General features: G+C 52.8%; 9 protein-coding genes. 1 reads left to right on the top strand and 8 read right to left on the bottom strand.

Annotated features, from left to right (window positions below; genetic code table 11):
• The 8 genes from rpoB to BN2106_RS07175 form a co-directional block, all read right to left on the bottom strand.
• Positions 1–3,756, bottom strand: coding sequence for a DNA-directed RNA polymerase subunit beta (gene rpoB / locus BN2106_RS07210; protein WP_050697895.1), 3,756 nt, complete (start codon positions 3,754–3,756; stop codon positions 1–3).
• Between the two features lie 499 nt (positions 3,757–4,255).
• Entirely contained in the window at positions 4,256–4,666 is a 411-nt protein-coding gene (locus BN2106_RS07205; protein WP_050697894.1) for an RrF2 family transcriptional regulator, read from the bottom strand.
• A gap of 10 nt (positions 4,667–4,676) precedes the next feature.
• The gene (gene rpoD / locus BN2106_RS07200; protein WP_050697893.1) at positions 4,677–5,780 is read right to left on the bottom strand and encodes an RNA polymerase sigma factor RpoD; all 1,104 of its coding nucleotides are present in this window, start codon (positions 5,778–5,780) and stop codon (positions 4,677–4,679) included.
• 12 nt (positions 5,781–5,792) lie between these two features.
• On the bottom strand, positions 5,793–7,559 hold the full coding sequence (gene dnaG / locus BN2106_RS07195; protein WP_050697892.1) for a DNA primase: 1,767 nt from the start codon (positions 7,557–7,559) through the stop codon (positions 5,793–5,795).
• 187 nt (positions 7,560–7,746) lie between these two features.
• Positions 7,747–8,742, bottom strand: a complete 996-nt coding sequence (locus BN2106_RS07190; protein WP_050697891.1) for a deoxyguanosinetriphosphate triphosphohydrolase — start codon at positions 8,740–8,742, stop codon at positions 7,747–7,749.
• A 90-nt stretch (positions 8,743–8,832) separates the two neighbouring features.
• Positions 8,833–9,456, bottom strand: a complete 624-nt coding sequence (locus BN2106_RS07185) for a YigZ family protein (protein WP_050697890.1) — start codon at positions 9,454–9,456, stop codon at positions 8,833–8,835.
• Between the two features lie 113 nt (positions 9,457–9,569).
• Positions 9,570–9,779 carry a 50S ribosomal protein L31 gene (gene rpmE / locus BN2106_RS07180; protein ID WP_050697889.1) on the bottom strand — a complete coding sequence of 70 codons (210 nt, stop codon included), beginning with the start codon at positions 9,777–9,779 and terminating at the stop codon, positions 9,570–9,572.
• 138 nt (positions 9,780–9,917) lie between these two features.
• A complete protein-coding gene (locus BN2106_RS07175) occupies positions 9,918–10,721 on the bottom strand; it encodes a M15 family metallopeptidase (protein WP_050697888.1) in 804 nt (267 codons plus the stop codon).
• Positions 10,722–11,003: 282 nt separating this feature from the next.
• Here BN2106_RS07175 and pyk point away from each other — a divergent pair, with 282 nt between their 5' ends.
• Positions 11,004–12,758 carry a pyruvate kinase gene (gene pyk, locus BN2106_RS07165; protein ID WP_050697886.1) on the top strand — a complete coding sequence of 585 codons (1,755 nt, stop codon included), beginning with the start codon at positions 11,004–11,006 and terminating at the stop codon, positions 12,756–12,758.
• Positions 12,759–12,825: the final 67 nt, after the last annotated feature.

The following is a 12,825-nucleotide window of genomic DNA, read 5'->3' as shown; positions in this document are numbered from 1 at the left end:
TTATTCCAGCTCGTCGTCCCCATCAGAAGAAATATCTAAGGGTTCCTCCTTCACAAAAAGATCATCAATTTCCGCTCCGTCATCGGCTGTTTCTTCCGATTCGGTGCCAAACAGATCGTCTTCCTCCTGGCCTTCTTCCATACTGTAGCCTTCCAGATCGCCTTCCGCGACGCTCGGCTCGTCAAACAGATCGTCAGACGGTGTAAATCCGATGTCGTCGTCCTCATCAAAGTTCTGCTTGAGGTCGATCTCTTCATCGTTCTTATCCAGCACCTTGACATCGAGGCCCAAGGACTGCAATTCTTTAATCAAAACCTTAAAGGATTCCGGAACACCCGGCTTGGGGATATTCTGGCCCTTGACAATTGCTTCATACGTCTTCACACGTCCAACGACGTCGTCGGACTTGACGGTCAGAATTTCCTGAAGGGTATACGCGGCGCCGTACGCTTCCAGCGCCCAAACTTCCATTTCACCAAAACGCTGCCCGCCGAACTGCGCCTTACCACCCAACGGCTGCTGGGTGACCAGGGAATACGGTCCGGTGGAACGCGCGTGGATCTTATCGTCTACCAAGTGATGCAGCTTGAGGTAATACATATAGCCAACGGTGACCGGATTGTCAAAATACTCGCCGGTACGGCCGTCTTTCAGCATGATTTTGCCGTCCTCACGCATACCGGCCTGCTTAAAGCACGCGCGGATGTCGTCTTCATGCGCGCCGTCAAAAACCGGCGTCATAATCTTCCAGCCCAGCGCCTTCGCGGCCATGCCCAGATGGACTTCCAAAACCTGCCCGATGTTCATACGGGACGGAACGCCCAGCGGGTTCAGCACAATGTCCAGCGGTGTGCCGTCCGGCAGGAAAGGCATATCCTCTTCCGGCAGGATGCGGGACACGACGCCCTTGTTTCCATGGCGGCCCGCCATTTTATCACCGACGGAGATCTTTCTCTTCTGGGCGATGTAGCAACGTACCACCTTGTTGACGCCGGGGCTCAGCTCGTCGTGGCTGTTCTCCCGGGTAAACACCTTGACGTCCACCACAATACCGTATTCGCCGTGCGGCACGCGCAGGGAGGTATCGCGGACCTCACGGGCCTTTTCACCGAAGATCGCGCGCAGCAGGCGTTCTTCCGCGGTCAGCTCCGTCTCCCCCTTCGGGGTGACCTTGCCAACCAGAATATCGCCCGCGCGAACCTCCGCGCCCACGCGGATAATGCCGCTCTCGTCAAGATCGCGGAGCAGGTCCTCGTTGACGTTCGGGATATCACGGGTAATTTCTTCCGGACCAAGCTTTGTATCGCGCGCTTCGGTCTCGTATTCCTCGATGTGGATGGAGGTATAAACGTCGTCGCGGACGATCTTCTCATTGATCAAAACCGCGTCTTCGTAGTTGTAGCCTTCCCAGGTCATAAAGCCGATCAGGGCATTTTTGCCAAGGCTGATCTCGCCGTCCTTGGTGGCCGGGCCGTCCGCAATGACGGAACCCGCCTGGATACGGTCGCCGACATCGACCACCGGAACCTGATTGACACATGTTCCCTGGTTGGAACGCATAAATTTGATAATGTGGTAAACATCCACCTCGCCGTTGTCGGCGGTGACGCGCACCTCGTCCGCACTGACACTGCGGACCACACCTGCGCGTTTTGCAATGACACAGACGCCGGAATCGACGCCCGCCTTATATTCCATACCGGTACCGACAATCGGAGACTGTGTTTTGAGCAGCGGCACCGCCTGCCGCTGCATGTTGGAACCCATCAGCGCACGGTTCGCGTCGTCGTTTTCCAGGAAGGGGATCATCGCCGTCGCAACGGAAACAACCATTCGCGGAGAAACGTCCATGAAGTCCGCGTTCTCCCGCTCAACCTCCACGAACTCGTCGCGGTAACGGGCGTTGACCTTCGCATTGCGGAAACGGCCGTCTTCATCGAGCGGTTCATTCGCCTGCGCCACAATGTATTCGTCTTCCATATCCGCCGTCATATAGACGACTTCACCCGTCACGATGCCGGTTTCTTTATCCACACGGCGGAACGGCGCTTCAATAAAGCCGTATTGGTTGATCCGTGCAAAGGTTGCCAGATAGGAGATCAGACCGATGTTCGGACCTTCCGGCGTTTCAATTGGACACATGCGGCCATAGTGGCTGTAGTGAACGTCACGGACCTCAAATCCAGCGCGGTCTCTGGAAAGACCGCCCGGCCCCAAAGCGGAAAGACGGCGCTTGTGCGTCAGCTCCGCCAGCGGGTTTGTCTGGTCCATAAACTGGGACAGCGGCGAGGAACCAAAGAATTCCTTAATGGCGGCCACCACCGGACGAATATTGATCAGGGAGTGCGGCGTCAGGACCTCCAGGTCCTGTGCCTGCAGCGTCATTCTTTCACGAATAACGCGCTCCAAACGGGAAAAACCAATACGGAACTGGTTCTGCAGCAGCTCTCCGACGGAACGGATGCGGCGGTTGCCCAAATGGTCGATATCGTCAATGGTGCCGAGGCCCACGGCCAGGCAGTTCATATAGTTGATGGAAGAAAAAATATCGTCGATGATGATGTGCTTGGGGATCAGCTCGTCTTTTCTGGTGCGGATCGCTTCCTTGAGCTCCTCTTCGCCATCGCAGGTGTTGAGGATTTCCGCCAGCACGGAGAAGCGGACGCGCTCGTTGATGCCGCATTCCTCCTGCACGTCGAAGGATACAAACTGGTTCAAATCCACCATGCCGTTGGAAATGACCTTCACTTCGCGCTCGTTAACCATGACATAGGCGATGGTGACGCCCGCGTCGTCAATTTCCCGCGCGAGGTCGTGAGAAACAATTTGGCCCTCTTCCGCCATCAGCTCACCGGTCAGCGGGTTGATGATCGGGCGGGTCAGCTGCTGGCCGGTGATGCGGCCTGCAAGATTCAGCTTCTTATTGTATTTATAGCGGCCCACACGGGACAGATCATACCGGCGTGCGTCAAAGAACAGGCCGTTAATGTGTGTCTGCGCACTCTCGATGGTGGGCGGCTCACTCGGACGCAGCTTGCGATATACCTCAAACAGCGCCTCTTCAATGTTTTTACACGGGTCCTTCTCGATGGTCGCGTTGATGCGGTCGTCGTCCCCGAAATACTCACGGATCTCCTCGTCGGAACCCAGCCCCAGCGCACGGATGAAGACCGTGATGGGCAGCTTGCGGTTCTTATCGATGCGGACATAGAATACATCGTTCGCGTCGTTCTCATATTCCAGCCACGCACCGCGGTTCGGAATGACGGTGGCGCTGAACAGCTCCTTACCGGTCTTATCGTATTCCATTTTATAATAAACGCCGGGAGAACGAACCAACTGGGAAACAATGACGCGCTCCGCACCGTTGATTACAAAGGTGCCGCTGGCCGTCATTAGCGGGAAGTCGCCCATGAATACTTCGGATTCCTTGATTTCCCCGCTTTCCTTATTCAAAAGCCGGGCAGTCACCCGCAGTGCAGCCGCATAGGTGGCGTCGCGCTCTTTGCACTCTTCCACGCTATAGTTCGGCTTGTCGACGTCCAGCTTGTAATCAACAAAGTCCAAAACCAGATTGCCCGTGTAATCTGTAATACCGGAAACGTCCTTAAACACTTCCTTGAGGCCCTCGTTCAGAAACCATTGATAGGAATTCTTCTGAACCTCGATCAGATTTGGCATATCCAGAACTTCGTCAATGCGCGAAAAGCTCATACGGACATTTTTGCCGACCTGTACCGGTTTGACATTCACCATTGGCTCAATCACTCCATTCAAATATTTACCATCCTGTGGCATAAATGAAACATTATCACTTTGCCTAATCACCGATTTCCCGGCTTTCGTGAGAAACTCTTGCCTTTTTCGCGGAGTTGTGATATTATATACAAAAATAGACATGAGTATATGTTTCCATGATGATGCAGTTTATTATTTTATAACAATATATAGTGTTTGTCAAGGTAATTTTTGTTTTTACCTTGACTTTTTTATTTTTTTATGATGCATCCTATTTTCAACGATAAATTCTGTGTACAAATGCCAGATTCTGGCACAAAAAAGTTTCTTTTCTGCCGAAATAAGCCGGTCTCTGTCGTGCGAAGTTTTCCACGCGGAACCCTTTACTGTCCGTTTTTTCGTATACGGTTGTATGTTTATGATTCGGTTCATTTGAAATTTTTGCAAAAAAGCTCCCGGACGCCTGCGGTTGAACCGCGGCAAACGTCCGGGAGCTTTCTCATTATGTAAAGAACATTTATTGGGCGGGCTTATCCTTCCCCTCTTCGCAGGCAAAGGTGTAGGAATCCAGCTTATCCCGCACAACGGCGGAAACCTCATCGTAAATCTGGTGAAACCGGCAGCTTGTCGTATGCGAGCAGCAATACTCCTCGCACTGGCACCGGCTGATCCGGTACGGTCCCTCCACGGACTCGATGACCTGCCGCAGAGTGATCTCCCCCGCGGGATGCGCCAGCATATACCCGCCATGCGCGCCCTTATAGGAAACAATAATATCGTCGGCGACCAGCTTGCGCAGGATCTTTAACGCAAAACGCAGGGGCACATGCGTGTCTTCCGCAATGGTGCGCGCATCGACTTTTTCTTCGGAAACCGCCAGCCGCTCCACAATACGGACCGCATAGTCCGCCTCCAGCGTCATATGCATAGAATCCCTCCTAGTCCAAAAAATCTTTCAGCTTCTTGCTGCGGCTTGGATGGCGCAGTTTGCGCAGCGCCTTTGCCTCGATCTGGCGGATGCGCTCGCGGGTAACGTTGAACTCCTTGCCAACTTCCTCCAGCGTGCGTGACCGCCCGTCCTCCAGTCCAAACCGGAGGCTGAGCACCTTTTCTTCTCTGGGCGTCAGCGTATCCAGAACGTCCGCCAGCTGCTCTTTCAGGAGCGTGTGGGAAGCGGCGTCCTGCGGCGCGGGCGCATCATCGTCGGGAATGAAATCTCCCAAATGGCTGTCCTCTTCCTCACCGATCGGCGTTTCCAGCGAAACCGGCTCCTGCGCCACGCGCATGATCTCCCGCACCTTATCGACCGGCATATCCAGCTCTGCGGAAATGTCTTCCGCGCTGGGCTCGTGGCCGTTTGTGTGCAGCAGCTGGCTGGAAACCTTTTTTACTTTATTAATGGTTTCCACCATGTGCACCGGAATTCGGATCGTACGCGCCTGATCCGCGATGGCGCGGGTGATCGCCTGGCGAATCCACCAAGTTGCATAGGTGGAAAATTTAAATCCCTTTGTGTAGTCAAATTTTTCGACCGCTTTAATCAGGCCCAAGTTGCCCTCCTGGATCAGGTCCAAAAACTGCATGCCGCGGCCCAGATAACGCTTTGCAATGCTGACAACCAGACGCAGGTTGGCTTCTGACAGGCGCTTTTTTGCCCGCTCGTCCCCTTCGTTTATGCGGATTGCAAGATCGATCTCCTCTTCGGGAGAAAGCAGCGGCACACGGCCAATCTCCTTCAGATAGACCTTGACCGGGTCGTCGATTGCGATGCCCTCGGTGCTCAGAGCCGACTCCAGATTTTCGTCCTCCGTGGTCTCCGTGGTAAACTCAATCTCTTCCAGAGGAACGTCGGCAAAGTCTTCAATAATTTCAACGCCCTGTGCTTCCAGCGTATCATAGAATTTTTCGATCTGCTCCGGTTCAAAATCGAGCTCGCCGATGGCGTCCAGAATCTCCTTGGTGGAGAGTTGGCCTTTCGCTTTTCCCTGCTCAATCAAGTCTTTGATGACTGTTTTTTTATCCGGTGTTGCTGCTGCTCCCATGTGTACGTCCCCCTATTTCTTCTTCGACTTCAAGTCCGCGAGGTATTGTTCAATACTCTGCGTTGGAACCGAAGCGACATCTTCCATGTTTATTTTAGCGTGCTCCTGTTCGATCACTTCTATATATTCGTCCGCATCCTCCCTGGTGGCGGATACGTCGTTGTATTTTGCAAAAATCCGGGCAATCGCACCTATTTCATCCACGGAGAATTCTCCGGAAATCTCCGTCAGCCCGTAGTCCTTGCCATCCATCATTTTCTCCACGATTGCCTGATATACGCGGCGATTGAAAGAAGTGGTAAATTTTTCAGGCGGCAAACGGCGTACGACCTCTTTAGCATGATCCGGATATTTCGTAATATACGCAATCAGCGCCTCTTCCGCGCTTGCGGCGCGCAAATGCTTGACTTTTTCCGGATTGATGCTGTCTCCGACGCCGACCGTCTGCTGCTGAAACGTTTTAAACTGTTTCTGCTGGCGTTGTTTTTGCCGCTTCCGGCTGTTCTTGTCCACCTGCATCATAATAGAAGACCGGTCTACGCCGATTTCTTCCGCCAGCCTCCCGGCATAGATCTCCTGTTCCATCCGGCTGTCCAGCGTGGCAAGCAATTCCGCCGCGCCCGTCAGATAAGCGACGCGCCCGTCGGCACTCTCCAGATTGCAGGTGCTGCGGATTTTGGAGAGCCGGTACTCCACATCGTTTCCGCAGGAATCCAGAAGCTGCTTAAACCGGACCGGACCCTGTTCGCCGTACGAGCGTATGTATTCGTCCGGGTCCTTTCCTCCCACAATTTTCAGCACCTTGACCAGAATTCCCGCATCTCTTAGGATGGGGATCGCGCGCGCAGTCGCCTTTTGCCCCGCTTCGTCGGCGTCATAGCAGATGACAACTTCTTTCGCGTACCGCGCCATCAGCCGCGCCTGCTCAACGGTCAGTGCGGTACCCAGCGTGGCAACGGCATTGGCAAACCCCGCCTGGTGCAGGGAGATGACATCCATGTAGCCCTCCGCTAAAATGAGCTGTTCGCCGCCGTGATTCTTGGCAAAATTCAAGGCAAACAATGCGTCGCTTTTACGGAATACCAGCGTATCCGAGGTGTTCAGATATTTGGGCTTTGCGTCGCTGAGCACACGGCCGCCAAAGGCAATGACATTCCCGCGCAGGTCGATGATCGGATACATCACCCGGTCGTAAAATCGGTCGACCGTCCCGCCATTCCGGCCCTTGAACGCGACGTTCGCCGCAATAATTTCTTCCGATGCATATCCCTTTTTTTGAAGGTAATCGGTCAGCGCAAAACGGGCGGACGGCGAATAACCCAGACCAAAATGCTTGATCGTTTTCATGGACAGGCCCCGGCCTGTCAGATAGGAAAGCCCCGGTCCGCCCTGCTCCGACAACAGCATCGCATGATAGAAGCGTGCTGCCTCCCGGTTAATTTCATAGATTCGGGTGCGAAGCTTTGCCATTCCGTCGTCCACATGGTTCTCCGGTACCGGTATGCCCGCACGCTGGGCAAGCAGGCGGATCGCCTCCATATAATCCAGGTTTTCGATGCGGCGGATAAACGTGATGACGTCGCCCCCCGCTCCGCAGCCAAAGCAATAGAACGATCCGTTCTCCGGATAAACGTTGAATGACGGCGTTTTTTCATTGTGAAATGGGCAGAGCCCCACCATGTTCCTGCCGCTGCGCCGCAGGGAAACATAGGACGAAACGACATCGACGATGTCGCTCCGCATTTTCAACTCCTGCAAAAATAACTCCGGCAAAGGCATGGCAATTCCTCCGATTCGCGGCCGGTACTTATACTAAATTCTAATGAAGATCATAATATGATGGTGAGCCTTTTTCCACCAACCAGCGTCCTCTTCCTCGCCGGGCGTCAGCCCACACGCGTCGTCCTCCTTGTCTGGCGAAAAAATCCATCTCCATTCTATTCACGCTTTTCATCAGAGTTTCGTATTAAATGTTCCAGGCCTTGGGAATATAAATCTCTCTGAACAGCTGAATTGCGAAGTGGTCCGTCATCCCTGCGATATAGTCGCAGGCGGCCCGCTCTCGGCCCTCCTGCTCCGCAATCCAGCGCACATCGGGCGGCAGATGATCCGGATTCCTGAGATAGGTGAACAAAATCTCAATCAGCCCCGGAACCTTCTTTTCCTCCCCTTTGGCATACGGGTTAAAATAAACCCGCTCATACATAAAATCGTTCAGCTGGTCGAACGCCTGTTGATGCTCCGGATCCATTTGAATGACGCCACTTTGGCTGTTCTCCACAATGGCGCGCACCAAACTGTTGATCCGTACGGACTTCCTGTTTCCCAGCAAATCCGTAATTTCTTTGGGAAGGTCGCTTTCCTTCAGCACACCCGCCCGTTCCGCATCATCGATGTCGTGGTTAATGTAGGCGATGCGGTCCGCGTAACGAACAATGCGGCCTTCCAGCGTCTGCGCCTCTCTGCCTCTGGTGTGGCAAAGAATTCCGTCACGCACTTCCTTCGTCAGGTTCAAACCCTGCCCGCCTTTTTCCAGCTTTTCTACAATGCGTACGCTTTGCTCATAGTGCCGGAATCCCTCCGGCATAATCTCATTGAGCGCCCGTTCTCCCGCATGTCCAAAGGGCGTGTGTCCCAGGTCGTGCCCCAGAGAGATGGCCTCCGTCAAATCCTCGTTCAATAGCAGCGCCCGCGCAATGGTGCGCGCAATCTGCGCCACCTCCAACGTATGTGTCAGACGCGTACGGTAGTGATCCCCCTCCGGAGAGAGAAACACCTGCGTCTTCCGCTTCAATCTGCGAAAGGACTTACAATGAATAATCCGATCCCGGTCCCTCTGGTAGGGCGTCCGCAGGTCGCACTCCTCCTCCGGCACGTCCCTTCCCTGGGTATTGCGGGAGAACGCCGCATAGGGCGATAAAATCTGCTCTTCAATGGTTTGTGTCCGTTCTCTCACGGTCATGGTTACACACCCTCTTCCTATTAACGGTCGATCTAAAAGGCGCTTCCATGTATTATATACGCAACTTTATACGGTTTTCCTGCAAAATTTTTAAAAAACTCTAAAAAATTTTTTACCAATTTTTGTCACAGTGACAGTCCCGCAGGTTGCATCCGCCAAACGCGGCTGAAGACGTTCCAGTTCTTCCCCTGTTATGTGAAAGCAAATCTTCACCTGATCCGTAAACTGTGCATCGTCCACCACACCGCCGCATTCCGGCACCAGCGCCTGCAGCCGGCCATACTGGTTGTAATCGCAGGACAGTTCTGCCAGCAGGCATTCCCGCATGGTGACTATCTCCGCCTGCTCCAGTGCAAGGGACGCACCGTGCGAGTACGCGCGTACCAAGCCCCCGGCGCCGAGCAACACACCACCAAAATAACGCGTTACCACAACCACCGTATCGGTGACGCCGGATTTCAGCAAAACGTCCAAAGTGGGAATCCCCGCGGTCCCTTGCGGCTCCCCGTCGTCGGAATACCGTTTCACCTGCCCATTCCGCAAAGTATAGGCATATACATTGTGTGAGGCGTCCCAATACTTTGCCTTCAGCTCATTTATAAAGGCAACCGCTTCCTCTTCCGTCTTTACGGGCATGGCATGGCCGATAAAGCGGGATCTGCGCTCTGTAAATTCCCCGCTGGCGCGGTTGAGCACCGTTTTATATTCCGTCATAGCGCCCTCCGGTATCCCGGCGTCCGGCGCGCCGCCAGAACGCCTGTGTTATAAAACAGAAGGCGACGCAACATCCATTGCGCCGCCAAAGTTTGTTCAAATAAAAAACCTGATTATTTTTTGTCCTGAAGACCATAACGCTTCTTAAACATATCGACACGGCCGCTCGTATCAACCAGCTTCTGCTTACCGGTAAAGAACGGATGGCATTTGGAGCATATTTCAACGCGGATGTCTTCTCTTGTGGATCTGGTCTCGATCACATTGCCGCAAGCGCATTTAATGGTCGTCTCTTTATACTGGGGATGGATCTTTTCCTTCATCTGTTGTCACCTCTTTCAGCCAAACTGCAACCTAACGTTTGAATTTTAACACAGAACGACTAAAATTGCAAGAGCTATTGTATATTAATTTCCATTTCGCTGAAAAAGGACCATAACTGCCTGAAAACCGTCAAAATGCTAACTGGATTGTTTACGGATGTACTGTGCGTACTCCTCCAGGCACATGGAATATTCGCGCATTTTCATCGCGTTTTCCCGACCCACATACCGGAAGCAGGAGGGGTCGGATTCCATACCTGTAACGCCGGTCTTATTATCCGGATACCGCAGGATAAATCCGTATTCCACACCGTTTTTCACCAGCCAGCGGTATTCTGCGGAAGCGGAAAAGTTTGTTTCCCCTTCCGCGGAAAACCGCACCAGCATGCCGGTTTGGTATTCATTATAGCCTCCGCGGCCAATCGTATTCTGCGCCTTATCCTCCGCGCGGACTTTGCTGTATCCCTGATTTTGTGTCAATTCCTGCACCAGTTGGTCATACAGAGCATTCTGTTCCTCTGCGGAGATATACCCGCCTGCAATTTGCAACGCGCACCCGTCCGTCTGCGCCGCCTCCATCATGCGTTCGAGTGCGGGCAAGATGCGTTCTTCAAAGGAGAATCTCTCATACTCTTTCAGATTGACGGTAAAATCTGATTGTAACGGCTGGGCAGGATTGACGACCACCAGGCTGAACGCGTTATCATAAACCGGCAGTTCTTCCCTTGCGGAAGAAACCAGTCTGGAAGAGGCCGGCGGGGCGCTGCTCACCGGGTCAAAGGGATGCTTGATTTCCACCCATGCCAGAATAGCGCCCGCTGCAACAGAGATGCACAAAGCAACCGCTACAAATGTCATGACAACTTTAATCTTATGTACCTGATCCGCCTTCTTCCAGCTTGGACGCGTTTTCACAACTCTCTCTGTTTTATCCCTGCGCATTCCTTCAGCTCCTTTTTCTGATATCCTTATTATTATGGATATGCCGCGCCGGCGGACATATGTATTTGATGAAATAAAACTTGTTTCCTATTGTATCGCGAAACACGAAATTTTTCAACAAACAGACCCGTCCTTGTATGCAAAATGGAAAACGCTGGATGCAGGCTTTTTCCCTGATTTTCTTGTTTACTTCTTAACAAAGGATACGGTATACTATATACTGAAGAAATTTTTAATATTATCCAAAGATTCATAAACAATTTTAAGGATGGGGTCTTAATTATGAGAAAAACAAAAATCATTTGTACACTCGGTCCTGCGACAGACGACGAATCCGTTTTAAAAGAGCTGATGCTCGCCGGCATGGACGTTGCCCGCCTGAATTTTTCTCACCAGACCAACGCGGAACAGAAAGTACGCATCGACAAGGTGAAACGGCTGCGCGAAGAGCTGGGCCTTCCGATCGCGCTGCTGCTGGATACAAAGGGCCCGGAAATCCGCACCGGAACCTTCGCAACATCTAAAGTCACTCTGGAAGCCGGAAAAGCTTTTACTCTCACCACCAGAGAGGTAGAAGGCGATGAAACCATTACCAGCATTACCTTTCCCCGCCTCCCGCAAGAAGTCAGCATCGGTTCCCGCATCCTCATTGACGACGGCCTGATTGAACTCCGCGTGGAGTCCTGCACGGAAACCGACATCCTCTGCACCATCGTCAACGGCGGCGTCATTTCCTCCCACAAGGGCATCAATGTCCCCGGCGTGCAGCTGACCCTTCCGTTCATCAGTGAGAAGGACAAGGAGGACATCGCATTCGGCGTGGAAAACGATTTTGATTTTATCGCCGCGTCGTTTACCCGCACTGCTCAGGATATCCTTGACCTTCGTGCGGAACTGGAAAAACATAACTGCCATAAAATCCGCATTATCGCAAAAATTGAAAACTCCGACGGTGTGGAAAACATCGATGAAATCCTGCGTGTCTCCGACGGCATCATGGTCGCCCGCGGCGATCTCGGCGTGGAAATTCCGTTGGAAGAAATTCCGGTCCTACAGAAGAAGCTGATTAAAAAGGGCTACAATGCAGGCCTGCAGGTGATCACCGCCACACAGATGCTGGATTCCATGATGAAAAATCCCCGCCCAACCCGTGCGGAAACCACGGACGTTGCGAACGCCATTTACGACGGCACCAGTGCGATCATGCTTTCCGGCGAGACAGCAGCGGGTAAATATCCCATCCTCTCTTTAAAGACCATGGCAACCATCGCGGAACGTACGGAAAAAGACATCGATTACAAGGGCCGTTTTGCCAAGCGCGATGTCGCGGAACAGCCCAATGTCACCTCTGCGATCTCTCACGCGACCGTCACAACGGCGCACGATCTGGGAGCAGTCGCCATTATGACCGTTTCCAAATCCGGTAAAACCGCGCGCATGATCTCCAAATACCGCCCCAACTGCCCGATCATCAGCGGCACGACCGATCCGACTGTCCTGCGTCAGATGAATCTTTCCTGGGGCGTAATCCCGATCATGGTGGACGAGAAAGACAATACGGATGAACTGTTTAACCACGTGGTCGACGTCGCGCGCCAGCAGGGTCTGGTCAAAAATGGCGACCTGACCGTTATCACGGCAGGTGTCCCGCTCGGCATCTCCGGCACCACCAATTTGTTGAAGGTACAGCTTGTCGGTGATGTGCTGCTTTCCGGCATGGGCATTACCAAAAACATTGCCTGCGGCAACGTGTGCGTCTGCAAGAGTGAGGAAGAAGCACTGACCACCTATAAAACCGGCGATATTCTGGTCATTCCGCAGACGAGTAACGCCATTCTTTCTCTGATCAAATCCGCGACCGGCATCATTACTGAACAGGGTGGCTCCAATTCACACGCCGCAATTGTTGGCCTTGCGCTGGATAAACCGGTGATTACAGGCGCAAGCAATGCGACTGAGATTCTAAAGAGCGGTACAACCATTACACTGGACGCTTCGCGCGGTATCGTATACAGCGGCATTACACAGAACATGTAATACCATCAAATCAATGACAAAAGGGAGAATCTGAATGGATTCTCCCTTTTTATCATGTCTTTTCTTG

It is taken from the genome of Anaeromassilibacillus senegalensis (genome assembly GCF_001261775.1).
In the GTDB taxonomy this organism is placed as follows: Bacteria; Bacillota; Clostridia; order Oscillospirales; family Acutalibacteraceae; genus Anaeromassilibacillus; species Anaeromassilibacillus senegalensis.
This window is presented reverse-complemented; position numbering and strand designations above follow the sequence as displayed.